The 23,990-nt window shown below is 61.9% G+C and carries 21 protein-coding genes; 11 read left to right on the forward strand and 10 right to left on the reverse strand.

Annotated elements, in window-relative coordinates; translation table 11 throughout:
• The first annotated feature begins 20 nt into the window (after positions 1-20).
• Both VLL26_RS09330 and VLL26_RS09335 read left to right on the forward strand, forming a co-directional pair.
• Entirely contained in the window at positions 21-773 is a 753-nt protein-coding gene (locus VLL26_RS09330) for a TSUP family transporter (RefSeq protein ID WP_342318806.1), read from the forward strand.
• A 41-nt stretch (positions 774-814) separates the two neighbouring features.
• The gene (locus VLL26_RS09335; RefSeq protein ID WP_342318807.1) at positions 815-1,402 is read left to right on the forward strand and encodes a TetR/AcrR family transcriptional regulator; all 588 of its coding nucleotides are present in this window, start codon (positions 815-817) and stop codon (positions 1,400-1,402) included.
• 47 nt (positions 1,403-1,449) lie between these two features.
• Here the strand turns inward: VLL26_RS09335 and VLL26_RS09340 are convergent, their stop codons facing one another.
• From VLL26_RS09340 to VLL26_RS09350, 3 genes are all read right to left on the reverse strand, one after another.
• Complete coding sequence (locus VLL26_RS09340; RefSeq protein WP_342318808.1) at positions 1,450-2,880, reverse strand: amino acid permease; 1,431 nt, start codon at positions 2,878-2,880, stop codon at positions 1,450-1,452.
• Between the two features lie 170 nt (positions 2,881-3,050).
• Positions 3,051-4,022: a S41 family peptidase gene (locus VLL26_RS09345; protein WP_342318809.1), complete on the reverse strand. Its 972-nt coding sequence runs from the start codon at positions 4,020-4,022 to the stop codon at positions 3,051-3,053.
• 91 nt (positions 4,023-4,113) lie between these two features.
• Positions 4,114-6,354 (reverse strand): ATP-dependent RNA helicase, encoded by a 2,241-nt coding sequence (locus tag VLL26_RS09350; RefSeq protein WP_342318810.1) that lies wholly within the window; start codon positions 6,352-6,354, stop codon positions 4,114-4,116.
• A 664-nt stretch (positions 6,355-7,018) separates the two neighbouring features.
• On the opposite strand from VLL26_RS09350, the gene VLL26_RS09355 reads away from it, so the two are divergent.
• The 3 genes from VLL26_RS09355 (at position 7,019) to thpR (ending at position 9,508) form a co-directional block, all read left to right on the forward strand.
• Complete coding sequence (locus VLL26_RS09355; RefSeq protein ID WP_342318811.1) at positions 7,019-8,560, forward strand: FAD-dependent oxidoreductase; 1,542 nt, start codon at positions 7,019-7,021, stop codon at positions 8,558-8,560.
• Positions 8,560-8,817, forward strand: a complete 258-nt coding sequence (locus VLL26_RS09360) for a metal-sensitive transcriptional regulator (protein ID WP_342318812.1) — start codon at positions 8,560-8,562, stop codon at positions 8,815-8,817. Before VLL26_RS09355 ends, VLL26_RS09360 begins: the two co-directional genes overlap by 1 nt.
• Before the next feature lie 169 nt (positions 8,818-8,986).
• Positions 8,987-9,508, forward strand: coding sequence for an RNA 2',3'-cyclic phosphodiesterase (gene thpR / locus VLL26_RS09365; RefSeq protein WP_342318813.1), 522 nt, complete (start codon positions 8,987-8,989; stop codon positions 9,506-9,508).
• Here thpR and VLL26_RS09370 read toward each other — a convergent pair.
• Positions 9,483-9,638, reverse strand: coding sequence for a hypothetical protein (locus VLL26_RS09370; RefSeq protein ID WP_342318814.1), 156 nt, complete (start codon positions 9,636-9,638; stop codon positions 9,483-9,485). The two genes, thpR and VLL26_RS09370, sit on opposite strands and share 26 nt — an antisense overlap.
• Before the next feature lie 23 nt (positions 9,639-9,661).
• Between VLL26_RS09370 and VLL26_RS09375 the strand changes: the two genes are divergently transcribed.
• From VLL26_RS09375 to VLL26_RS09400, 6 genes are read left to right on the forward strand one after another with little or no spacing between them, the layout of a single operon-like run.
• A complete protein-coding gene (locus VLL26_RS09375) occupies positions 9,662-10,309 on the forward strand; it encodes an alpha-ketoglutarate-dependent dioxygenase AlkB (protein ID WP_342318815.1) in 648 nt (215 codons plus the stop codon).
• Positions 10,310-10,320: 11 nt separating this feature from the next.
• Positions 10,321-11,028, forward strand: coding sequence for an SDR family oxidoreductase (locus VLL26_RS09380; protein WP_342318816.1), 708 nt, complete (start codon positions 10,321-10,323; stop codon positions 11,026-11,028).
• A gap of 1 nt (position 11,029) precedes the next feature.
• Positions 11,030-11,644, forward strand: coding sequence for a LysE family translocator (locus VLL26_RS09385; RefSeq protein WP_342318817.1), 615 nt, complete (start codon positions 11,030-11,032; stop codon positions 11,642-11,644).
• Between the two features lie 11 nt (positions 11,645-11,655).
• Positions 11,656-11,937 carry an RNA-binding S4 domain-containing protein gene (locus tag VLL26_RS09390; RefSeq protein ID WP_342318818.1) on the forward strand — a complete coding sequence of 94 codons (282 nt, stop codon included), beginning with the start codon at positions 11,656-11,658 and terminating at the stop codon, positions 11,935-11,937.
• Entirely contained in the window at positions 11,938-12,723 is a 786-nt protein-coding gene (locus tag VLL26_RS09395; protein ID WP_342318819.1) for a VOC family protein, read from the forward strand.
• A 19-nt stretch (positions 12,724-12,742) separates the two neighbouring features.
• Positions 12,743-13,510: a hypothetical protein gene (locus VLL26_RS09400; protein ID WP_342318820.1), complete on the forward strand. Its 768-nt coding sequence runs from the start codon at positions 12,743-12,745 to the stop codon at positions 13,508-13,510.
• Between the two features lie 71 nt (positions 13,511-13,581).
• Here VLL26_RS09400 and VLL26_RS09405 read toward each other — a convergent pair whose 3' ends face one another.
• The 6 genes from VLL26_RS09405 to VLL26_RS09430 all read right to left on the reverse strand — a co-directional run bounded on the left by VLL26_RS09405 (position 13,582) and on the right by VLL26_RS09430 (position 23,981).
• Positions 13,582-14,283, reverse strand: a complete 702-nt coding sequence (locus VLL26_RS09405) for an alpha/beta hydrolase (protein WP_342318821.1) — start codon at positions 14,281-14,283, stop codon at positions 13,582-13,584.
• Positions 14,280-16,187: a M13 family metallopeptidase gene (locus VLL26_RS09410; protein WP_342318822.1), complete on the reverse strand. Its 1,908-nt coding sequence runs from the start codon at positions 16,185-16,187 to the stop codon at positions 14,280-14,282. Before VLL26_RS09410 ends, VLL26_RS09405 begins: the two co-directional genes overlap by 4 nt.
• Positions 16,188-16,235: 48 nt before the next feature.
• The gene (locus VLL26_RS09415; protein ID WP_425292318.1) at positions 16,236-19,562 is read right to left on the reverse strand and encodes an arabinosyltransferase domain-containing protein; all 3,327 of its coding nucleotides are present in this window, start codon (positions 19,560-19,562) and stop codon (positions 16,236-16,238) included.
• Positions 19,563-19,672: 110 nt separating this feature from the next.
• On the reverse strand, positions 19,673-21,688 hold the full coding sequence (locus VLL26_RS09420) for a galactan 5-O-arabinofuranosyltransferase (RefSeq protein WP_342318824.1): 2,016 nt from the start codon (positions 21,686-21,688) through the stop codon (positions 19,673-19,675).
• Positions 21,689-21,764: 76 nt separating this feature from the next.
• The gene (locus tag VLL26_RS09425) at positions 21,765-22,529 is read right to left on the reverse strand and encodes a decaprenylphospho-beta-D-erythro-pentofuranosid-2-ulose 2-reductase (RefSeq protein WP_342318825.1); all 765 of its coding nucleotides are present in this window, start codon (positions 22,527-22,529) and stop codon (positions 21,765-21,767) included.
• A gap of 36 nt (positions 22,530-22,565) precedes the next feature.
• A complete protein-coding gene (locus tag VLL26_RS09430; protein WP_342318826.1) occupies positions 22,566-23,981 on the reverse strand; it encodes an FAD-binding oxidoreductase in 1,416 nt (471 codons plus the stop codon).
• Between the last annotated feature and the right edge of the window lie 9 nt (positions 23,982-23,990).

Genomic DNA, 23,990 nt, shown 5'->3' on the forward strand with positions numbered 1-23,990 from the left:
CCGCCCCCGGGAGACGCACCATGACTGTTGCCTTGCTCGCCGCGGCCGCTTTCCTGGCCGGCTGGATCGACGCCGTCGTCGGCGGGGGAGGGCTGGTGCTCATTCCGGTGCTGCTGTCGACGACCGGCATGGCGCCGGCAAGTGCGTTGGCCACCAACAAAATCGCTGCGGTCACCGGGACCGCCTCAGCAGCTTTGACCATGGTGCGTAAAGTCGGCGTCCCACGCCACACATGGTTGATGGCCCTGGTGGCCTTCGCGCTTTCCGCCTGCGGCGCCTTGGCCGTCTCCCTGATCCCCGCCAGCGTCATCCGGCCTTTCATTATTGTGTTGCTGCTCGCCGTCGGCGTGTTTGTTGCACTCAAACCTTCCTTCGGGATGCAGGAAGGTGAATCGGTGGTCACGGGGCGTCGCGTAGCTCTTGGTGTTTTGCTCGCCGCCGCAGTCGGGTTTTACGACGGCATTTTCGGCCCCGGCACCGGCATGTTTCTTATCATGGGGCTCACCGCCATCTTCTCCCAGGCGTTCCTGCGCTCTGCAGCAATGGCCAAAGTGATCAACACCGCCACCAACCTCGGCGCGCTCCTGGTGTTCATCGCCGGCGGATTCGTGGTGTGGAAACTCGCGTTGGCCCTGGCAGTGGCCAACGTCGCCGGGGCCCAACTGGGGGCACGTACCGTTCTTGCCGGCGGGTCAAAACTGGTGCGGGCGGCCCTGCTCATCCTCGTTGTTGTGCTGTGCGCACGGCTGGGGTGGCAGGAATTGCACGCCTAGACAACCTGTTTCGAGGGTCAAACATGTGTCATTATTGAGCAATGACTAACAAAACCTCTACCACCCGAACCAAAATCGGGCGACCGAAGCGCAGGAAAGCAACCGAGCAAAAAATCTACCGCTCGGTGCTCCAACTCGCACGGGAAAAAGGGTTTCGCGCCGTCACCATCGACGCGGTGGTCAACCACTCCGGGGTCGCCAAAACCACTATTTATCGGCGCTACGACGACCGCAAAGAAATGCTTGCCGATGCCCTCTCCAACGTCGTCATCGACATCCCCCGGCAATACCCCACCACCTTCGAAGAGTTCGTCGACTTCCTTGTCCAACTCCAACAACACCTCGAAGATGAAATTGGTATCCGCCTCATCGGCTCCCTCCTTGCCAGCCACGAAGAATGTGTCGAAGATTGGGCTGACCGCCTCAGCGAAGAAGTCCTCGCCGGCCTCGAAGTATATGTTGAAAAAGGTGTCGAAAACGGCCTGTTTTCCAAGCGGGTCGACGCCCGAACCATCGTGTCCATGGTCGTCGGCAGCATCCTGGTTCGCTCCGCCTTCGAGTACGGTGATCCCAAAAAACACGCCCGGCACCTGGCTGAGTTAGTCTGGCCCATGTTGCGCGCTGAGTAGGGATCTTTGGGTGTAGCGGCACACACCCAACCTCACCGTTGAGGGGGTTAGGAAAGGGTGAGGGTGCCGTTGACAAGCCCGGCGACGGCGAAGGCCGCAGCGATTAGGATAATGCCGAGCACCACCCACTCGAAACGGTTGAACACGCGCTGCCCGTGGGCGCGGCGCGTCAGCACATAAGGCACCACGCCCGGCACAACGGCAAGTGCGCCGAGCAGTACATAGACGGGGTCAGCGGCGTAGATCAGCCACATCGAGTAAATGAAGGAGATCGCACCGATGAGAAAATGCTTCCGGTTGTCCAGCCGCGTCATCCGGGATTCTGGGGAAAAGCGGTAGGCCAGGATCATCAGGTACAGCGCCGAGAAGATGTAGGGCAGCAGGTACATGATGGTGGCGAGCTGCACCATGGCGTTGTAGGAGGCTTCGGAAGCAAAGAAGATCACCACAAACAACTGGATGACGGTGGTGGAGACTAGCTGGGCGATCCAGGGAGCGCCAGCGCTGTTGGTCGCGGCGAGCCTGCGGGGCAAAAGCCGGTCGCTGGCCATCATGACCAAAGGTTCGGCGCACAGCATCTGCCAGGACACGTAGGCGCCGAGCACCGACAGGCACAGGCCGAGCGAAATGAACGCCGCGCCCCAAGGGCCGACGACAGCTTCGAGGACAGCGCCCATCGAGTTTTCAGGAAGCGCGGCGAGTTCCTCGCGTGTCAACACACCGTAGGACAAGGTGGACACCGCGACCAGCAAGACCAGCACCGACAAAAAGCCGATGACGGTGGCGCGGCCGACATCGCGGCGCGTCTTCGACTGCTTGGAGTACACCGATGCGCCCTCGACACCGATGAACACCCACACGGTGAACAACATGATGCCCTGTAGCTGCTCGCTCAGGGAGATACCGGAGCCTTCCCCCCAGAAGTCAAGGGTGAACTTGTCCCATGAAAAGCCGAAAAAGGCGACGATCACGATGAAGCTGATGATGGGTACAAGCTTGGCAATCGTCGTGACTAAGTTCATCACCGCGGCCTCCCGAATACCGCGGGACAAGACACCAAATACCGTCCAGGTCAGCACCGAAACCGCGACAGCTAGAATCCACTGGTTGTGCAAAACCGGCACATAGTAGCCCAACGTGCGAAAGAACAAGGTGGCGTAGCCGACCTGCGCCATGACGGAACCTAGCCAGTAGCCCAGGCCGGAGGCGAAACCAATGAAGTCGCCCAGCCCGGCGCGGACGTAGGAGTACACGCCGGAATCGAGGTGGGGTTCGCGCCGGGCGAGGATCTGGAAAACGAAAGCGATGGAGAGCATTCCCGCGCCGGCGATGACCCATCCAATGAGCATTGCGCCTGGGCTGGCCACAGATGCGATATTTTGCGGCAGCGCGAATATGCCCGAGCCGATCGTCGAGCCAATAATCAACGAGACCAGGGTCCACATGGTCACCGTGTGCGTCTTGTGCGCGGTTGTCATGTGCCCAAAGATTACTTGGTGTATCCCAATTTATTAAATGGGCGCGGTGAATTCTCCAAGAATGTTCAAGCAGAGGCGCAAAGGGGACCGCCGTTTCGCTTTCGGGAGCCCTCGCTATGGTGGAGGTGGGGAAACTGCGCGCGGCCCGGCACCCCCGCTTGAAGCTGCGACTACTGGGCTGAGCAGCCCAGGGTGGTTAGCCAGTTGATTGCTTCGCTTTCGGCGTCGTCTGTAAGTACATCAGGGCGGATGGGGTCCTCCGAGAATTCTTCGCCGGTGCGGGCCTTGTCCTTGGCGGTGGTGATCATGATGACGGCGCCGTCGTAAAGCTCAATGACCACGTTGGCCGAAGCGTAGCCCGCCGTAGGCTCACCGAAGCTGCGCGAATGTTCGAGGCCGCGGAAGGCGAGCATGGTGGCTTCGGCGGATGAGGCGGTGGTGGCGTCGACAAGCACAGCGACCGGCACCTCGCGTTTGCCGCCGTGGGTTGTTATGGGCGTACCACCGCCGCTGACTGAGTTGCCCTCCACGGTGACGTCGGTGGTGCCCATGCGGGAGACGAAAGAAAGGACGGGACCATCGGCAAGCAGTGGTGACACGCCCGCAACCATGGGGCCCATGTCCCCACCGTCGTTGCCGCGCAGGTCGACGATCGCGCCGCATGTGGCGTGGGCGAGGATCCCGGCGGTGAGCGTGTCGGCGTAGGTCTGCGCGTCGTCGTGGCGGGAAATGCCCGGAACCGTGGCGAAAGCGATGTTTCCGCGGGGTTCCACGGCGGATGTTCGCTGATCGGGGTCTTCCGCTGATTCTTCGGCGGCGGTGAGGATGTTCGAGTGCTTGCCGCCGGCCGCTTTGATCACCTGGCGCAGAGGTTCGTGGGTGTCCGCGTAGGAATTGGCATTTTTAATTTCCTGCATGGCTTTGTCCTTCGCCGCGATGAAGTCTTGTGACTCGGCGTAGATGCCAAGAGTCTTAGCGGTGCGGATTATGTCTTTCGCGTACTTCTGTGGGGAGGGTTTGACCAGGTAGTGGATTCGGCCGGTGAAGATCGCGGTGGTTGCCGGGCCCCACGTGTAGGTGGCGGCTGCGAGGGCGAGCAGTGCCGCCAGGGCCAGCGACGTGAGGATCGTTTTGAGGTTCAACGGCTTCTCCTTGGGCGATGATGCAACAGCACTTACCGAATAACGATATTATCGAAGTTCGATATTGTTGGCGAGTGCCGTCAGCGGCCACTCACATCCGCTTCCTCGTTTGCGCTGTCGCGGTGGCCGACCACGGATCCTCCGGCCACGGGTGCTTGGGGTAGCGACCCCGCATCTCCTTGCGCACGTCGTGGTACGGCCCGTCCCAAAAGCTGCGCAAATCATCCGTGACGGCAAGTTCGCGCCCGGCGGGCGAGAGCAGATGAAAAAGCACGCGCACCCCACCAACCTCGGGGCTTTCCGACAGCCCGAAACACTCCTGCAACTTGACGCGCACAACCGGGCGCCCCGTACCGTAATCAATTCGGGGGTGCGAACCGCTGGGCACCTTCAGCCGCGCCGGGGCGAGCTCATCGAGGCGCGAAGCCTCAGGCCAAGGCAACTGCCGCATGAGCGCCGCCCGCATGTCCAGCTCGCTGATCCGCGCCCCCTCAGCCAGCCGGGCCACCTCCAGCGAATAGTCGCCCTCAGCAACATCGGGCCAGGGCTTGCCGACGCCCCCATGCAGGAAATCCAACCTCTCCTTGAGCTCACGCGCCGCCTCATCGAGGTGAAAGTCCGCAAAGCGGATACCTCTAAGGGCCTGCGCCGCATCCTGCGGGTCGACAGTGGTTGGGGTGGAGGTCAACTCGATGGCCCCAATGGCAGTGACTTTCCGGGCGTGCACCTTGCCGTCGACAAGCGATGCCCTCGTCTCACTTGTCACCAGGTGTCGCGGGAAATCAACGGCAGCGGCGGCGCGGATAACCGCCCCGCCACGAAGAAGCTGCACCTCTGCCGCCGCAATCCACTCCGGCATCCCGAGGCTCACACCGAGGCGGGCACGAGTGCCGCTGGCCAGCAGGTATTCCTCCCCCACGCGCTTGGCCACCCACTGCGGAAAAGCGCTGGCAATGACCTCGCCAGCCGGGACCGAAGTAGTTTGGTGGACGAGCCTGGACAACCTGTCCACCTGCTTCTTCGGCGCCCGCGCCTGGGTGAGGTCGCCGCTTAACCCCTCAGCCAGCGCCGCCACAGTCGGAGCCGCCCCCGAGCCGTGCGCGAGCAACGCTTTGCCGAGGCGCGGGTCGACCGGCATGCGGGCAAGTCGCGCACCGAGGTCCGTGACCGCACCGCCCTCGTCGAGCGCGCCGAGAGCTATCAGCGTGTCTCGGGCGTCCGTGAGCGCCGACGCTGGCGGCACGCTAAGAAGCGGCAGGTCCGGCGAACCCCACGCAGCCATGGCAAGCACTGCGCCAGTCAGATCGCTGGTGGTGATCTCCGGCACGATATCCGCCTGAAAGTGCTGGTAATCGGACTGCGAATAGACGCGCACCACTTCACCAGGCCCGAGCCGGCCCGCGCGGCCAGCGCGTTGATCCGCGCTGGTTTTCGCCGCCGACACCGTGACAAGACCGGTCATGTTGCGCGCAAAGTCGCGGCGCGGGACGCGGGACAGGCCGGCGTCGACAACCCTCGTCACCCCGGGGACAGTCAACGAGGACTCCGCAATGGATGTCGCCACCACCGTTGGTGCCTTACCGTTGAGCGCCTCATCTTGCTCCGCGCTGGTCAACCGGCCGTGCAGCGCAACAGCACCGTCTATGCGCTGGCACACCAAATCCACCTCCCGCGCGCCGGGCACGAACACCAAAGTTCTTCTGTCGCTGCTTCGGGCCACGTCGGCGACGTGCCGGTAAAACTCCCTGCTTCCCTCGCTGCGCCCCGGGTGCGGGGCATAGCTGATGTCCAACGGGTAAGTCACGGCCTCGGTGGACAAGATGCGGGCACCCATGTGCGCGGCGAACTTCTCGGCGTCCAAGGTCGCCGACATCGCCGCCAGGTACAGGTCCTCACGCAGCACCGCCAGCTCCATGCACATGGCCAGCACCAGATCGGTGTCGAGCTGGCGTTCGTGGACCTCGTCAATGATCACGGCGTTGACGCCGTCCAAGCCGGGATCCCTGATGAGCCGATTGAGCAGCACACCCGGGGTGACAAACTCCACCAACGCGCCAGGGGAATGTTCCCCGCGAATCGAATACCCCACCCGGTTCTTCTCCGGTTGGGTGTCCAGTTGCCGCAGCCGCTGCGCGGCGGCCCGCACCGCCACCCTGCGCGGGGCGGTGACGATGGTTTTTCCCTTCAGATTGCTCACCGCCGGCGGGACCAGCGTGGTCTTGCCGGTGCCGGGTGGGGCCTCGACAACCACAGGGCCTTGTGCTGGCAGGTCGCCGATCACCTTGGCGACGGGCAGTCCTCGGCCAATCGCGTCGAGATCGAAGGGGTGCATGGGTGCCAGGGTAGTTGGGGTGGTTTCAGGTGTCCGACTTTCACGCTTCGACACATCGCCGTGACACATCGCCGTCAAAAAAGCGTGACCCACGTGGAAAAGCGATCTTTCGGGGTTCGTCGAGGCTTCAGGTCAACCAGACGGAGATTGATCCTCAAAAAAGCTTGCAACGTGTTCACCAAGGTTTACCACTTAAGAGGAAATCGCCATTATGTATGTGTCTCTGACAACCTCGTAGGAACCGTGCGCCCTTAATCCGGGTAGGAGGAAACGCGAAGTAAAGGCTCTCACCTGGGTGACAATGAATAATTGTGGTGTTTGCCTTGCCCTGGGGGTTAGTGATGTGCGTGGAGCCTGGTGGGTTGAAGGTTGTGTTTCAAGTGTCAATTTTGGTGCGGTAGAAAGGCTCGCCATCGGCAGGGCTCTTGCCTCGAACCCTTGCGTCGAACCCTTGCGTCCATATACCCCCCGGGGTATAGTTCGCGTTATGTGTTATCCCACGAAATGCAAAAACTGCGGAAAGACCACCTGGGCCGGCTGCGGCCAGCACATCGACAGTGTCAAGTCCAAGGTGCCCAAGGGCCAGTGGTGCACCTGTGAGCGCAGCACCCAAACCACGGGCGGATTCTTCTCCCGCCTTTTCGGCTAAAAGGAGCCAAAACAAATGAGCACAACAGTCATCATCGGCGGAGTAGCCGGTGGCATGTCCGCCGCCACCCGCCTGCGCAGGCGCGACGAGGACATGGAAATCATCGTCCTGGAGGCCTCCGGCCACGTGTCCTTCGCCAACTGCGGCCTGCCCTACCACCTCTCCGGCACGATCCCTGGCCGCGAGCAGCTACTTTTGCAGACTCCCGAGTCACTAAAGGCCCGATTCAACCTAGACGTGCGCGTCAACACCCGCGCTACCAGCATCGACCGCACAAACCAGACCGTCACCACCGACGCAGGCGAAACCTTCCACTACGACAACCTGATCCTCTCTCCCGGCGCGGCCCCAATTCAGGTGCCGGGCGCACTGACACTGCGCAATATCGAGGATCTTGACGCGATGAAGGAAGCCATCGAAGGCAAAAAATCCGCCACCATCATCGGCGGCGGCTTCATCGGCTTGGAGGTCGCGGAAAACCTGGCAAAACGCGGCATGGAGGTCACGGTCATCGAGGGAGGCCCCCAGGTCATGGCGCCGCTGGACCCGGAGATGGCGGCGATCGTCGCGAAGCGCCTCACAGACAACGGCGTCACGGTCATCACCAACACCATCGTCAACGACATCAGCGAACTAGACACCGACGTTGTCATCGCCGCCATCGGGGTGCGCCCCGCCATCGAACTTGCACAGCAAGCCGGCCTTGCGACCAACCGCGGCATCATTGTCGACGAGCAAATGCGCACGTCGGATCCGAACATCTACGCGGTCGGAGATGCCGTGGAGAAACGTCACGCCAACGACGGGGAACTCACCCTGGTTCCTCTGGCGCAAACCGCCAACCGCCACGGCCGCCTCGTCGCGGACGTGATCACGGGGCGGGCAACCAGCGCAAAGCAGGTACTCGGCACCGCGGTTGTCGGGGTGTTCGGCTTGACTGTGGCCACCGTCGGTTGGGCAGAAAAAACCGCCCGCGCCCAGGGCCGCAACGTGCGCGTCATCCACCTCCACCCGGCAAACCACGCCGGCTACTACCCGGGGGCGAGCCCGATCCACCTCAAGCTCGTCGTCGACGCCGACACCGACGCCATCCTCGGCGCGCAGGCGATCGGGGAGGATGGTGCAGATAAGCGTATCGACATCATCGCCACCGCCATGCGCGGCGGCCTGACCGCCTCCGACCTGGCAGACCTGGAGTTGGCGTACGCCCCGCAGTTCGGCTCGGCGAAGGACCCGATCAACATGGTCGGCTTCATCAACGACAACATCGTCGGCGGCGAGAAAACCGTCCAGTATCACGAGGTCGAGGACGGTTGGACGCTTATCGACGTCCGCACCCCCACCGAACACCACAACGGAACTATCCCCGGCGCGGTCAACATCCCAGTCGACGAAATCCGTGATCGGATCGACGAGTTCACCGGCGATAAGATCCTCGTGTTCTGTCAGGTGGGGCAGCGCGGACACACTGCCGCCAGCCTGCTGCGCAACAAGGGTATTGAGGTGGCCAACTTGGATGGCGGTTACCTGACCTGGAGCTTGGCTGGAGGGGCGTAATGCAGTTGACCGAGGCGGAAATGAAGCCGTCGATAAGCAGGCTTAAGCGAGCCCGAGGGCAGCTCGACGCTGTGATTCGCATGATGGAGGAGGGGCAGGACTGCACTGATGTGGTCACCCAACTGTCTGCGGCGAACAAGGCGGTGAGCCGGGCGAGCTTCCAGGTGCTGTCGACGATTATGAAGCGCTGCTATGGAGACGAAGCCGCAGAGTTGGACCCGGCTGACGTGGAGAAAATGTTTCTCTCCTTCGCCTGAGGGGGTTAGAGGGACATCACTTGGGGGTACCTCTCCTTCGCCTGAGGGGGTTAGAGGGACATCACTTGGGGGATATCTCGCCATTGCGATGTGGGGGCCGCCGAAGATGTGGCGATATATCACCCAAGTGAAGTCCCCCTCCCGCTATCACCCAACTAAACTGGCCCACATGAGGAGGCTGTTCGCGGCGTTGATGCTTCCCGATGCCGCCCGTGAGCACCTACACACAGCCCTGACCCCTTTGCGTGGCCGGGAACTGCGGTGGACGGACCCCAATAACTGGCACCTAACCCTCGCCTTCTACGGTAATCAACCGAATGATGCCACCCATGTCACAGATGTCTTGGCGCAGGCGAGTGCTTTCCGTCGTCCGCTGAGGCTGCACCTGGTAGGGGCCGGCAGCTTCAATAACCAAACACTGTGGATCGGGGTTGGCGGGGACAAACAGCAGCTTCGCGGACTCATGGCAGATTGCCTCCTCGACCCTTTAGGCAGGCACCGCCAACGAGCCCACCTCACTGTCGCCCGCGGCCGTGACGGCTGGCTCATGGCCAACCATGCCCAGGCGCTGAGTGTCTACCGTGGCCCGGCTTTTACCGCAGATGAGGTTGCGCTGGTTGAGTCTCACCTTGGTCAGGGCCGTTGCGGTGGCTCGCGCTACGAGGTCATCGACCGGTTTTACCTGCGCTGATAACTGCCGCTACGGATGCAGCAAGGACGACGATGGGCCCACCCCATCGCCCTTCGGCGAGGAAGTAGGACGCCACCACTAAGGCGAGCACAATGGCTGCGATTGTTGCCATGTTCACGTCACTTTTCATGGGTTCAAGGGTAGCGTGTGTGCATGCTTTTCGACGCCTCCGATCTCCCACGTCCACCGTTTAAAGTCGCGGATGGTGTCGTTCACCTGCCGGGGTTTCTCGCCCCGGAAACCCAAGCTGAGCTAGTGCAACAGGCTCGTTGTGTTGCTCGCAGTGTCGCGGGTACCCCGGTAGCGATGCGGCGGCCGTTGATTGGGCAGCACCAGATGAAGGCCTTTTTGATGTCGTTGGGTTGGTTTTGGGCCACGAACCCGTACCGGCTTACCCAGAGTGTCGATGGTCACCCGGTCCCTCCTGTTCCAAAGAATTATCAGGTCATCGCTGACGGCGTCCTCGCCGAAGCGCAGAAGCTCGACTCTGCGCTAGTTCCGATGAGGGTAGAAACGGCGCTGGTTAATTTTTATCCGCCGGGCGCTGGGATGGGCGAACATGTCGACGCCCAGGAGCAGGCCGATAACCCCGTGGTCAGCCTGTCCATCGGAGACGAAACCATCTTCCGCATCGAGGGCCGCAAGGTTGTGCTCATGTCCGGCGACGCGCTCGTCTTTGGCGGGCCTGCGCGCCGGGCGAAACACAGCGTGACCCCGCCGCGGCCGGGAACGGGACCGGCTCACACCGGGCTGGAAGAAGGACGCATTAATATCACGATGCGGCAGGTGCACCCCACGTAAAATGGCCGGGTATGAGCAAAGTTGCAGTTGTCACAGGTGGTTCGGCGGGCATCGGGGAGGCCACGGCGCGGGCCCTGGCCGAAGACGGGTGGACAGTTTACGTGGCTGCGCGGCGGTTAGAGCGCTGCGAAGAAGTCGCGCGCGCCATCGGGGGTGTGGCGGTTGAGTTGGATGTGACGGATCAGGAAAGTGTTGACAGGTTAGCGAGCAAGCTGGAGCGAGTGGATCTGCTGGTCAACAACGCGGGCGGTGCCAAGAGTTTGGATTTGCTGCGTGACGCGGACGAGGAGGACTGGAACTGGATGTACCAGGTTAATGTTTTCGGCACTGTGCGCGTGACTAAGGCGTTGTATCCTCAGCTCAAAGCGGCGAAAGGTTTGGTTGTCAACCTTGGTTCGGTGGCGGCCACGGACGCGTACGTGGGTGGTTCTGGCTACAATGCGGCGAAGTTCGGGCTGCGCGGGCTCACCCGCGCGATGCGACGTGAGGAGGCGCAAAACTTCATTCGCGTCACCGAGATCGACCCGGGCCGCGTCAAGACTGATTTCGCGCTGAACCGCTTCGCGGGCGACAGCGCCCGCGCGAACGAGGTCTACGAGGGCAAGCTCAACCTGAGCGCTGAGGACATCGCTGAGACGATCCGGTGGGTGGCAAGCCTGCCTCCGCACGTCAACATCGACAGTGTGAGCATCATGCCGGTCGATCAGGCGGAGCGCTGAGTTGTTGGCGTTGATCGGGGTGTGGCTGGCGGCGATCGTCAGTCCGGGTCCGGACATATTTCAGATCATTCGCCTGGGTTCGAAGTCGCGGGCGGCGGGTGTGGCGTGCGCGGTGGGCATCATGGTGGGCAACACCATCTGGATTGTTGCCTCTCTCGCTGGTTTGAGTGCCTTGGTCCAGGCCGTGCCGGATGTGCTGTCGGTGCTGCAGGTCGTCGGCGGCGCGTACTTGTTGTGGATGGGAATCGGGGCGGTGCGCAGCTCGGCCGGCGGTTGGGTGCCCACAGCGTATGACGTTGACGCCTCTCGTGCCTTGCGCACCGGAATCGCCACGAATTTGTCTAACCCGAAGGCTGTGTTGTTTTTCGGCGCTGTGTTCGCGCAGTTTGTTCGCCCCGGTGCTGGCTGGGGCTGGATGGCCATGGTCGCTTTGACGTTGATTGTCATCGGTGTGGTGTGGTTCGTCGGTTTCGCTCTCGCTGTGCGGTGGTTGGCGGCGCCGATTCAGAAGTACGGCCATGTCATTGACGCGGTCACTGGTTTGGTCTTTGTGGCGCTGGCTGTGTGGATGTTGTGGGAAGGCGCGGCGGGGTTGTTCGGTGGTGGTCCTGGCTAAGCTTGGGGGCCATGGATGTTGCAATTAGCGGAGACTCAATCAAGCTTGGCCAGTTTCTTAAGCTTGCCAACTTTGCAGAGACTGGTGGGCACGCCAAGGAGCTCGTTGCCTCTGGCGAGGTGCGGGTCAACGGGGAGGTGGTCACTTCGCGGGGTTTCGCGCTTCACGGCGCCGACGTGGTGACCGTCGCAGGAATGTCCGCCACTGTCGCTGTTGCTGGTGACGGTGAGGACTATTTCGATGAGCGGACCGCCAACGACAATTTCGATCCCGAGAAGTGGAGGAACGTGTAAATGCCAGCTTTCGAGGCGATGGAGGGTATGCCGTATTGGGTGGATTTGGCTACTCGTGATGCGCAGAAGTCGACGTATTTTTATTCGAAGCTGCTCGGCTGGGAGATTTCGGAGGATGTTTACCGTGTCGCGCGTATGTCGGGGTTGCCGGTGGCAGGGTTCATTCCGCAGCTTGATGACGCCACCATGACTGATGCCTGGGTGATCTACTTTTTTACTCGTGATCTTGAGGGGGAGCTGGGCCGAGTCGAAAGGTTGGGCGGCACCGTTTTGGCCTCCGCCGATGTTTCGCTGGGGACGATGTCGCTGTGCGCGGACCCTGCGGGGGCGGTGTTTGGGTTGATGCAGCCGGCGGGCGAGGATCGGTTTGTTGCCGCTGGGGAGCCTTCTACGCCTGTGTGGCACGAGTATGTCGGGTTTGACCGCGCGAAAGAGTGTATAGATTTCTATGCGGAGCTTTTTGATTGGGAGGTGCGCCGCGAGGATGGCTATTACTTGGCGCTTCGTGAGGGTGCGCCTTTTCTTGGTTTGCGCGATGAATCCGGCGCTAAAGAACTTGAGGGCATGGCTGGGTTCTGGGAGCTTTATGTGGGTGTTGAGGATGTTGACCATGCTGCGCGGCAGGCGGTGGAGCTGGGCGGTGAGGTGCTTATCGAGCCGCAGGAACTTCCCTTCGGCCGCCTGTGCGTCGTCGGCGATTCCACCGGCGCCACTGTTAGCTTTGTTGAGGTTGAAAAGCCCAGCTTCGAGGAGGTCAGCGAAGCGGATTCCGTCTTGGATCTTTAAAGGTGCGATAATCTCTGGCGTGAAAAGTTGGGTTGTAGCGTTGGGTGCGGGCCTTCTTTTGGTGTCTGCGTCGCCGGCGGTGGCGGTGGATGTTGACAGTGCGTTTTCTGATGAGCGCACCGCGATTGCCGTTTACCACCCGGACAAGCGCTGGTCCGGCTCTCCTGGCGCTCTGGAGGCGCGCCCTGCGTTGTCTTTGGCCAAGCTCTATCTTGCCTACTACGTGCTCTACAACGGCACAGACGAAGAAAAGGGTCTGGTCAAGGAGATGATTGCGCTTTCTGACGACGCAATCGCTACCCGCTTAGACAACGCTTACCCCGAAGCCATCGGTACGATCGCTGAGGATTTCAACTTGCCGGAAACGCACCGCAACGGTTCGTGGGGATTGTCGACCACGGCGGCCTACGACGTTGCCAAGTTCCTCGCTTCGATTTTGTGGGATCCGAAAGCTAAGCCGCTTCTCGACGCCATGAAAAACGCCCCCGACATCGCCCAAGATGGCTTCCCTCAAAAGTTCGGCACTGCCAAGCTTGACGGCGCTACCGGCTTCAAAACTGGCTGGGCTAATGAGAAGGACTCCGCCACCGCCAGTGTTGCCTACGGCCAAAGCGGCGATGAAGTTTGGGTTGCTGCGGCTTTGACCAACGGCGATGCTTATGACAACACCGCCGACGCTGCCCGGGGCATAAACCAGGGGGAAACTTTACGCCTTGAGCGGAGCTGGAAATTCAAAGCGTGGCGTTGGGGCCAGCCGATTCCTTTCACCGCGGGGTGGCCTCAATAAGAGGCTGGCCAATCACTGGGGTTGTGCGGTGAGCGGTTGGTTCCCATTGTTTTCCCACCCGCTGCAGGGCGTTAAGTAGCTGCTGTTTTCAAAAAGTCGGCGGCGTCGCGGACGCGGCGGCGCGCCTGGGCGGGGGTGGAGATGAAGTTGCGGGTGTGGTACTCGGCTGGGGTTTGCACACGGGTTGCCTGTTGGCCGTTGGTGGGGAAGGTTAGAAGTGTGGTTTCTGCAGGTGCGTCGGGAAGCGTGCCTAACCCCCACAAGGTGACGTGGGTGGCGCCGCGCGCGCGGGCGAAGTTCACCGCCTCGGTGGCGTTGGCGGCTGCGGTGATGTCGAGGATTGTGGTCCCGGACAGCTCCGCGGCTGCGGCTACCTCAGGGCGCCACATAAAGTCGCGGGCTTCACGGCCAAGTTCGGCGGCACACGAGACCGCCCACGCACCGGTGGGTTTGGAGGGGGTAAATAAGGCGCCCAGCTCCTCCTCGGAGTAGAGCACTTCACCGGTGAAGGCCACACCTGGCATGGTGTGGTCCACCGCGGAGCCCAGCATCAGCATGGCAGCGTGCGTGAGCCGATCCGGCAATAAGGCCAGATACTTATCTGTTGGGGCGCCGTCGAGCGGGTAGGTTGCCTCCATGTAGGACCAGATTTGTTCGAATTGCAGCTCATCCGGCAGAAGGCGCTCCACACCGCCGACGTTGAAGGTGTTTTCGCCCTGGATGTTTTCAGGGTAGGCGTCGTCAAGCGAGCCCTGCTCCAACGGCTTTCTCACCAAATCCTCACCCGGTCTTGCGGCGAAAGCCACACGTTGGAGCCTTCCTCGACGTCGAAGGCGTCGTAAAACTCCGGCACATTCGCGGCGATAACGTTGCAGCGAAACTCGCTGGGCGAGTGCGGGTCGATGGCGAGCAACTGCGCCGCCATCTCCGGGCGCACTTTCGAGCGCCACACCCGTGACCAAGCCAAAAAGAGGCGCTGGAAGCCGGTGTACTCGCCGTCGAGATCGTCGAAGGATAAAAGGGGGCCGTCGTCAAGCTGATTGTCTTTTAAGTAAAGCTTGTAGGCCACCACGGCGATACCCAGGCCACCGAGGTCGCCGATGTTTTCGCCCAAAGTGAACTCGCCGTTGACCCCACTGATGCCTTCGCGGCCCTCAAGCACCGTCGGGATGAGGCCCTGGAACTGCCCGACCAGCTTCTTCGTCAGTTCCTCGAAACGGGCGCGGTCCTGGTCGGTCCACCACGAATTGAGGTTTCCCAGGCCGTCGTAGCGTGAACCTTGGTCGTCGAAGCCGTGGCCGATTTCGTGGCCGATGACCGCACCGATCGCGCCGAAGTTCTCCGCGGCGTCGGCCTCGGGGTCGAAAAACGGCGGCTGCAAAATCGCGGCGGGGAAGGTGATGTCGTTGACCACCGGGTTGTAAAAAGCATTGACTGTTTGCGGGGTGGTCACCCACTCCGCCCGGTCGGCGGCTTTGCCTATCTTTGCCACCTGCCAGTCGTGCTCGAAAGCGGCGCCGCGGCGCACGTTGGCAACCAATTCGGAGCCGTTTGGCGAAAATTCCAAACCTTCAAAGTTGCGCCACCGTTCCGGGTAGGCGATTTTCGCGTTGAACTGCGCCAGTTTTTCCAGTGCGCGTTCGCGGGTGGCGGGGCTCATCCACTCCAGGGCCGAAATGCGCTCACGGTAGGCCTGCACCAAGTAGTCAACCAATTCAAGCATTTTCTCCTTCGAGGAGGCAGGGAAATGCTTTTCGACGTACACCTGGCCAATCTCCATGCCCACCAGTGACTCAGCCAGGCTCACGCCGCGTTTCCACCGGTCGCGCTGTTGGGTGGCACCGGAGAGCACCGTGCCGTAGAACTCGAAGTTCGCCGCACCGACTTGCTCAGGAAGCAGACCAGCGCGGGAGCGCAGGGTGTTCCACACGCCCCAGAGCTGCCAATCCGCCAGGGTTTCAGCGCGCAACATGCCGGCCAGCGCCTGGGTAAACGACGGCATCATGTCGATGACGAGTCCGTCTTTTAATCCGGAGGCGCGAAGCAGCACTTGAATCACGGGCGGCAGCTCGCTAAGTTGCACCGGGTTGTAGGTTGCCACCGCATCACGGGTAGAAACGACATCCCAGTGGCTGGCGGCAAGTTGAGTCTCTAGGTTGACAATGCGTTTCGCCGCGATTTGAGGGGTCAACCCCGACAGGTAGGCCGGGTCGACAAAGCCCAGCATTTTCTCCACGTGAGCGCCGTACTTTTCCAAAGTTTCGGCGTGTTCCGCCAAGCGGTAATAGGCCTCGTCGGGCAGGCCCAGCCCACTTTGCACCAGGTAGGGCACCGAAGATTCACCTTGGGAGTCTTTTTCCACCCAGTAGGTCAGCGGCCCGCCGACACCCTCGCGCTCCAACTGCCCCAGGTTGGCGGCAAATTCTTCGACATCTGCGGCACCCAACTTAGCCAGGTCTTGCTCCAGCGCGGCCATCCCGGCAGCGTTGACGCCTGCGGTGTCCATGAAGGACAAAAACAGATCACCACCGCGGCCCGCGCCCTTTTCAAGCAGCGCAAGGACATCTTCTTCCGACTTGTCGCGCAGCGTGTAAAAAGCGCCGTCAATGCCACGGTCGGCGGGGATGGTGTGGTGTTGAATCCATTCACCGTTGACTAAATCAAACAGGTCTTTCATGTCCACCACTGTAACCCGCCCGCACTTGGGGGGCGGGGGTGCCACTGGTTACTTCTCGTCTGGGTTGCGGATCTTCATCGGGCCTGGGCTCCACAGACCCGAGCGTGTGATCTGCTCAAGGTCAATGTCGGCCACCTCGGGTGCCTCACCTACCGAGTTCGTGCGGCGCTCGTACTTCGCAACCGAACCCCAGTCGCGCTGCCAGTCGTGATTCAGGTAGCCGGGGATGTCGTAGGAGTAATTCACAGCCTCCGAGGTAGCCAAAGCGCCGCCGCCGAGGAAATCCATGAAGCCGGAGAGCTGTTGCTTGCCCGGCGCGTCCGGCATGATGCGGTACTCCGGGATCTCTGTTACGCCCGCGAAGTGGTTAAATGTGCGCTGGCAGGGGTACTGGAAGGCCACTGACCAGTCGAGCAGGCCGGGGGTGTCGGACGGCAGCACTTCACCGAGAGGGGCCAAGGTGGGTACGCGCAGCGGTGTGACAGCCAACCACTCGTCAAGGTTGAGGGAGGTATCTTCCGCCACCAACCGGGCCACGTCGGCTTCCTCTGGCAGGTCAGCCAGCGGGTAGCGCACGTTGCGCCAAGAAGGGGTGGGGCCCTGGTCGAGCATTTCGACGTCGCCAAGCTTGCGAACTTCGCCATCGGCGCTGCGCGAGCCGTACTCCAGACGCAGTTTCTGGCCGTCTTGCTCCACGCCGTTGATGTCGTGGTGTTCAATGCGCCCGGCAACAGAAGCGACGATCAAAGGTGCCTTGTCGGTCGGCTCCGGCAGGAGGTACCACTGCGACTCCAGGTAGGAGGAGGCATCCGGGTTTTCGGTAAAGGTGCCCAGCACTGGGATTCGGGTGTAATCCAGGTTGAACGGCAGGCGCACCGTAGAGCCGTTGATACCCACCTGATTCGCCGGGCGGTTTCCTTGTGTGCTCGTGCGCGACGTTGACTGGCTCTGCTCCGAAATGTCGTCGCTTTGCGTGGTTTCGGGTGCCTCCGCGCTGGCGGTATCCTCCGCAGGCTGCGATTTCAATGCGGTATCCCCACCGGCGGAGCCAACGCCTTGGGCGCCGGCGCTGCCGCGCGAATCGGCGGTAGCGGCGCCGCTTTCCTCCTCAACGATGTAGGCAGGGACGCCTTCCGAGTGGAAGCCACGGTTGTTCTCACTGTCGAGGGAGCGGCCCAGCGGCACGCCGTTGATTGGCTCCAGGAAGGAATCGTTGGTGTCGGTTTCCAAAAGCACCTCGCCGCCCAAGGCGCACATGTTGCCAGCAAAGGTTTTCACGTTGCCCATGCCCACCGAGTAGGCCGGGGCTTGGGAGGCGAAAGCCTTGACAAAAGTCAGGCAGGAAAACGCGACCATGAGCACCGACATAACGGCGATCGGGGCGGCCATGACCCCGGACCAGCGGCTGAGCGACTCACGTTCGACACGGCCCGGCTGGCCGTGGCGTAGCGACTGAACGAGGCCGACGAGCAGCACGAGCAGAGTAATAGCCAGCATGACAGTGTTTGCCTCGACCGCTTTGAATTGGACTGTGCGGTCCCACCAGGGAACGCCGAAGGATGAGACGTACCACCAGGCGTTCCAACCAGCTAAGGAGAGCGACATGATAAACAGCACGGACACCATCGCCAGGGTGCGGTTGCGCACCGAGCGCAGGGCCACCGCGCTGAGCACCACTGCGCCGACTGCCGCGGCGGCACCGCCGATACCGGCATAAATGCCGAAGTGGTGGGTCCACTTCGTCGGGGTGAACATGAAGAAGAAGGTGGACAGGCCGATGATCATCACGAGGCGGCGCACCGGGCCAGTTGCCGTGCCGGGGATGCGGCCATAACGCGCCATCGCCCACAAGATGAGCACCACGGAGAAGAAGAACATGAACATGGGGAAGCGCCGCGCCATGGATCCGTCGACGGCTTGCTGGAACAAGGTGGCGTAGCGGTTCCACTCCGCGTACCACTCCAACGCCGGGCCCACTTCGGAACGCACTGAGGTGGCCTCTAGGACACCGGCGAGGGTTTGGTCGGCAAACACCGGGATCATCACCGCGGTGCCGATGCCCATAAACGCCCACACGTAGGCGGCCATCGGGGCGAAGGCGCGGCGCGAATCCATGATGCGAAATAGTGCCGGAATGGAGATCAAAAACACGCCGACCGCGGCCAGGCCGGTCGGCCCGCAAGCCAAGGTAAACGCGGCGAGCAAGGTGCCCAATGCCGCTGGAAAGAGACGGTTGGTGGTCAAGGCACGCTCGAAGGCAGCCCAGGTGGAAATCAGTCCAAGGGCGATGATGGGCTCTGGGCGGGTGCCGTTGTCGTAGGGCAGCCAGAAGGCGAGGAAGATGAAGGCGGCTGTCCAGTAGGCGACGCGGCGGTGGGCGATGGCTTCGCCGAGGCGCGGCAGGATCTCTCGCGACAGGGTCCACCAGATAGCAATGCCGGCGATGAGTGTGGGCAAGCGCATCCACATGGAGGCCGTTGAGATGTGGGACAGCAGCGACAACAGGTCGTAGAACGGGGAGCCGAAGGGAGATTCGGGCACGCCGTACCAGCGGTAGTAGTTCGCCATGTAGTCGGAGTCGTTGGCTACCCGCGCCATGGACAGCAAGTAACCGTCGTCCGAGGTGTTAGCGCCGAAGACGTGCCAAAAGCCGAGGATGGCCAGCACGATCGCGTCGAGGGGGGTGAAGGTTTTCCACGCGGGGGAAAACATCGGGTCGCGGTGGCCGTCGAGCCGGTCGAGGCGCCACAGGCTAAGCAGCGCCACGAGCGCGGATAACGCCCCGAGGATCATGGCGGTTAGTTTCCAGATCGTGGGCGAGGAAGTGAAGCGGGAGTTGATCTGCACCTGGGCGGAAAGCCCGGCGTCGGCAAGCGCGGCGGCGTCGCCTTGAAGCTCCGTGTAAATGCCGGTGACCTGCGGGCGCAGGTCCTCGTCTTCTTCTTCCTTGTGGGAGGTGCCGGGCACCTCGACCGTGGTGGCCTCATCGGTGGCGGTAACAACGACGCGGGCCCCATCGGGAAGTGCGGCGACCTCGTCCGGGGTCAGCTCGAAAATGACCTTGTTAATGGAGGTAACTACGATCGCCCCGTCGGGCGCGGTGATGAACATGCCGCGGTCGAAAGCCTTGCTGGAAGACTCCGGGAGGGTGCCCACCAGCAAGGTTTGCTCGCCGCGCAAAGAATCAATGGCGCTGACCGGCACCGACAGTTCGATTTCGTCGGGGGCCAGCGAAATCAGCGGTGCGTTGACTGAGGCCAGCGAGTTGTGCTGCGGCCAATGCAGAGAGGACTGCGTTTGGTTGATCGGCAGAAGTGGGGTGAGTACGAAGCAGACAAACGCGAGGATGCCGGACAGTGCCGCCATTCGCGCCATGCTTGTCGACGCCTCCTTGTCAACCTTCCTCCTCGCGTGCCGCGCCCGCACCGCGGTCGATCCTTGCTGCTGGTCAGTGCCATTTTCTGGTGCTGTCACGTCCTGTAACCCTACTTTCCGTCCTCATATTTGCGCGCCGTCACGACGAACGGGCCGATCTCTTGCACGTCCCATGCTTCGGAGTCGAAGGCCTCCGGGTTGAAAAACAGCGCCTCGTAGCGCACGTTGGGTTGATTCGGGAAGATGTCATAGGCCAAGTGAGTCTTCCACGGATCAATATGGCCGCTGTCGTCTTCTTCCAGGGAACCGCGGAAGATGAAAGCGTCCGGCGCCTTCCACGGTGAGGCCTCCAACGCGGCCAAAAACTCCGCCGGATCCGAAAGCTCATTGAAAGAGCCCTCACCCCAGGCCTTGAGCTGCTCATTGCGCCGCTCGAACTCGCCGAGCGGGTTGGCGTAATGGCTGGTGAATGCGTTGAAGCCGAAGAAAGGGCGGAAGGCCATGAAGTTGATTTCATCGGTGAACACAATCGACTCGCCCGGTATGTGGCCATGCTCACCGAGGAAGTCGGTGATCTCTTGGTAGTGACGGCCCGCGTCGGGTGGGAACTGGTCGGCGCGCTCGCCGAAGCCGTCAGTGTCCGCGTAGGCCTGGTCGATATGAGACTCATTTTCCGCCGGGATTTTCTGCAGGATGTCGAAGGTTGCCGCGCTGAGAAGAATCAAAATGAAAGAGGTGACGATCCGTGCGCCGCGCTGGGTCAGCCGGGAAGGGTAGTAGTAGTCGATGCCCACCAGGCGCACATCGACGGCGGCGAGTACACCGGCGGTGACAAAGAACAAAATGGTCAAGACTTCGACGCGGAAGCCCAAAAGCGAGGTGCCCAGAAGCGTCGAGGCCATTGAGGCCAGCGCCCACAGGTAGCTGACCGCAATACCCACGCTGATACCCATCACATTGGGGTCTGCCGCGTGCTTCAACAAGAAAAGCAGCCCCGCAATGCTCAGCAGGCCGATCAACGACAGGGAGAAAAACGGCAGGGGGAAGGTGGTGCCGCCGATGGGCAGGAAGTGATTCGCGGTTCCGCGCACATCCCTGCCGGAAAACACCAGTTGGTACAGGTAGGGCCCCCACGCAATGGCGGCGATCGCCATGGACCCGAAGCCGATGACGAGAAGGTGTTTGAGCGGAGTGAACGTGCGCAGGGAGGTGGCAAAAAGCAGCACGGCAAAAACCACCAGCGTCAACGCGGAAATCGCGGTGAAAAGGGTGTAGAAGGTCGCCGAGATACCCAGGTAGACCATCAGCGCAATCGTGGCCGACCAGGAGCCGCGCAGCGCCTTGTAGGAGGCGATGGCGGCGGCGGGCACGAACATGGCGACGATCGCCGCATAAGGCTCGTCCGGAGTCTCAGCGAGCACCACCGCAACGGTCACACCAGCGATGGCGGTAGCGACCGGCAGCGACTGCGTGAGCTTGCGCCACACCGGCACGAGGGCGCCGGCGGCCGCGGCGAGGGAGACGATCGCCCAAGGTTGGTAGACCTGCCAGCCGGGCATGCCAAGAAGCTGGGCCATGCGGCCACCCAACCAAAACCACCCCAACGGGTAGAAGCTGGGCAAGTCGGCGTAGTTCATATCGTGGTTGCCGAACTGCTGGGCCATCCGCGACAGGAATTGCGTGCGGAAACCTTGGTCCACTTGAATACCGTCGAGGTACAGGCGCGTGGCAGCCAACGGGATACCTAAACTGGTCACCACCAGCGCTGGCGGGGTTAGCGTAGACACTGACTCCGCCACTATTCTCCACGGCCGGGGCAGGGGATCGCCGCGCGTTTCGTGGCGCAACCAGACCCACATGAACAGCGCCGCAACCAGCGCGAGAACAAAGGTGGCGCCCGTCGCCAGGGCACGGGTAACCATTGAGGTGTTGAAGGCGGGCAGCGAAATGGAATGCAACACCATCCACGCCACCAGCGCCAGCACCGCACCGCCGAGCATTCCGGCGACAATGCGCGCCATCGCAGCCGGGGTGGACAGCGCATCGGGCGCGTACTCGATGGTCCGGAAGGCGACGCGCTGGCGGCCTTCCGGTTCCAGCGGGGAATCCGGTTGAGTTTCCTGCATGCCTCTTAGTTTGTCACAGGGACTGAGACAAACCGGATTTGCAAAACGTGGCACGCCATGGGGCGGGTGTGGAGCGTTAGAAATTGAGGCGACGCATCACCGCGGCTGGCAGGTGCTGCAGCACCAGGGAGATCGGCGCGAAAAGCTTGTGAACAAAGACGGTGCGCTCGCCACTGAGGGCGGCGTCGACAGCCGCGCGGGCAACATCTTCCTTATTCACCGTCAACGGTGCCTCGCCGAGTCCAGCCGTCATCTTCGTGCGGACCTGACCTGGACGCACCACGGTGACCTTCACGCCGTCGCCGCGCAGCGCCTCACCGAGCTGCAAATAGAACCCATCCATACCTGCCTTAGCCGAACCATAAACAAAATTGGAGCGGCGCACCTTCTGCCCGGCGACCGAGCTCATGGCGATGATTGTGCCGTGGCCCTGCGCCTTCATTGCCTGGCCGAGCAAAACGCCCACGGAGACATACGCTGAATAGTTAGTCTGGGCGGACTCGACAGCCCTGGCTTGGTCCTGCCATAGCACTTCCTGATCACCCAAGGTGCCGAAAGCGACAATAGCCACATCAATGTCGCCTTCAGAAAAAGCCTCATCGATCACGCCGGGGTGGGAACCAAAATCAGTGGCGTGGAAATCTAACAAGCGCACGTGGCCAGCGCCGGCGCGAGAGACTTCTGCGACTGCCGCGTCAACGCGCGGGGAGTCCTTGCGCAATGCGAGGGTGACTGTCGGCGCGCCGCCGCGGGAGGCGAGCTCAGCGACGATAGCCAACCCGATTTCGGAGGTGCCGCCGACTAGAAGGATGTTTTGTGCTTGACCTACTGCGTTGAGCATGTGGTTCTCCTTAAAAATTTGAGATTTGCGGCCTAACTATTGCAACTCGAGGCGGCGGGACATGTCGGAGGCGAACACACCGGTCGGGTCGATGGCGCGGCGGGTCTTTAACCAGCCGTCCATGCCCGGGTACATGGCGTGGAACTTTTCGGCGCTAGTGCGCGACTCTTTGGCCAGGTATAAACGGCCGCCGAACTCCATGACCTGATCATCCAAACGGTCGAGGAACTCGCCCAGGCCCGGGCGGATGGGGAAGTCTACGCACACGTTCCAGCCCTTCATTGGGTAGGACAAAGGCGCGCGGTTTCCTTCGCCAAAAAGCTTGAACACATTGAGCGCGGTGTAATGGCCGCTGGACTGGATCTGGTAGATGATGTCCTTGAAAGGCTCAATCGCGTCGGTGGGCACCACGAACTGGTACTGCAAAAAGCCAGCGGAGCCGTAACCGCGGTTCCACTCGCCGATGAGGTCTAGTGGTTGATAAAACTGCGTCAGGTTTTGAATCTGGTTTCGCGCCGGGCCGCCTTTGAGATAGTAAGCCTCACCGATGGCCATGAGGGAGAGTTTGTTCATTGTCCAGGAGGGGAAAATGTCCGGCACTGTCATGAGCTGCGGGGCGTTGAACTTCAACGGGTCCTTCGCCAGTTTCGGCGCGTATTCCTCAAGCTGGGCCAGGGTGGCCAGCGAGCCGCGCGAGATGGTGGAGCGACCCGTCTTTGGGGGCCCTGAAATCGCGTCGAACCAGGCGGAGGAGTACTCGTAGTTGACTTCGGAGCCGTCGGAGTGCGCCGCTATTGTCTCGTCGAGTGTGTCGGTGCGGTCGGTGTCCGCGATGAAGTAGGCGGTTTCGGTCTTGGTCATGCGGATCTGTGCGCGCAGGATGATGCCGGTGAGGCCCATGCCGCCGACTGTGGCCCAAAACAGCTCTCCGTCCGGGTCGTCCTCGGAGCCTTCCGGGCGCAGGTGGAGGACACGACCGTCGGCGACGAGCAGTTCGATGGACACGACGTGATCGCCGAAGGAGCCGGCGGAGTGGTGGTTTTTGCCGTGGATGTCCGGGCCGATGGCGCCGCCGATGGTGACTTGGCGGGTGCCGGGCAGGACAGGAACCCATAATCCGTATGGCAGGGCGGCTTTCATGAGTTGGTCGAGGGTGACGCCGCCGTCGACGTCGACAAGCGCTGTCTCAGGGTCGATAGAGTGGATGGCGTTGAGTGGCTGCATGTCCACAACGAGTCCACCGCCGTTTTGGGCGGGGTCGCCGTAGGAGCGGCCCATGCCGCGGGCGATGACGCCGCGGCGCAGGTGCTCAGGCAAGGTCTCGTTTTCCTCAGCGACCTGGGCGACGGCCTGCTTAATCACCTCGACGTCAGGGGTGGAAAGAACATGGGCGGTTGACGGCGCCGTGCGGCCCCACCCGTAGAGGGACTTGGCGGTGGTGTGAAGTTCCATAGTGGCGAA

It is taken from the genome of Corynebacterium sp. BD556 (assembly GCF_038452275.1).
In the GTDB taxonomy this organism is placed as follows: Bacteria; Actinomycetota; Actinomycetes; order Mycobacteriales; family Mycobacteriaceae; genus Corynebacterium; species Corynebacterium mayonis.

Coding starts and splice junctions, on each gene's coding strand:
- VLL26_RS09330 (WP_342318806.1), top strand. CDS start 21: ATGACTGTTGCCTTGCTCGCCGCGGCCGCTTTCCTGGCCGGCTGGATC.
- VLL26_RS09335 (WP_342318807.1), top strand. CDS start 815: ATGACTAACAAAACCTCTACCACCCGAACCAAAATCGGGCGACCGAAG.
- VLL26_RS09340 (WP_342318808.1), bottom strand. CDS start 2,880: ATGACAACCGCGCACAAGACGCACACGGTGACCATGTGGACCCTGGTC.
- VLL26_RS09350 (WP_342318810.1), bottom strand. CDS start 6,354: ATGCACCCCTTCGATCTCGACGCGATTGGCCGAGGACTGCCCGTCGCC.
- VLL26_RS09355 (WP_342318811.1), top strand. CDS start 7,019: ATGAGCACAACAGTCATCATCGGCGGAGTAGCCGGTGGCATGTCCGCC.
- VLL26_RS09360 (WP_342318812.1), top strand. CDS start 8,560: ATGCAGTTGACCGAGGCGGAAATGAAGCCGTCGATAAGCAGGCTTAAG.
- thpR (WP_342318813.1), top strand. CDS start 8,987: ATGAGGAGGCTGTTCGCGGCGTTGATGCTTCCCGATGCCGCCCGTGAG.
- VLL26_RS09370 (WP_342318814.1), bottom strand. CDS start 9,638: ATGAAAAGTGACGTGAACATGGCAACAATCGCAGCCATTGTGCTCGCC.
- VLL26_RS09375 (WP_342318815.1), top strand. CDS start 9,662: ATGCTTTTCGACGCCTCCGATCTCCCACGTCCACCGTTTAAAGTCGCG.
- VLL26_RS09380 (WP_342318816.1), top strand. CDS start 10,321: ATGAGCAAAGTTGCAGTTGTCACAGGTGGTTCGGCGGGCATCGGGGAG.
- VLL26_RS09390 (WP_342318818.1), top strand. CDS start 11,656: ATGGATGTTGCAATTAGCGGAGACTCAATCAAGCTTGGCCAGTTTCTT.
- VLL26_RS09395 (WP_342318819.1), top strand. CDS start 11,938: ATGCCAGCTTTCGAGGCGATGGAGGGTATGCCGTATTGGGTGGATTTG.
- VLL26_RS09410 (WP_342318822.1), bottom strand. CDS start 16,187: ATGAAAGACCTGTTTGATTTAGTCAACGGTGAATGGATTCAACACCAC.
- VLL26_RS09415 (WP_425292318.1), bottom strand. CDS start 19,562: ATGGCGCGAATGGCGGCACTGTCCGGCATCCTCGCGTTTGTCTGCTTC.
- VLL26_RS09420 (WP_342318824.1), bottom strand. CDS start 21,688: ATGCAGGAAACTCAACCGGATTCCCCGCTGGAACCGGAAGGCCGCCAG.
- VLL26_RS09425 (WP_342318825.1), bottom strand. CDS start 22,529: ATGCTCAACGCAGTAGGTCAAGCACAAAACATCCTTCTAGTCGGCGGC.
- VLL26_RS09430 (WP_342318826.1), bottom strand. CDS start 23,981: ATGGAACTTCACACCACCGCCAAGTCCCTCTACGGGTGGGGCCGCACG.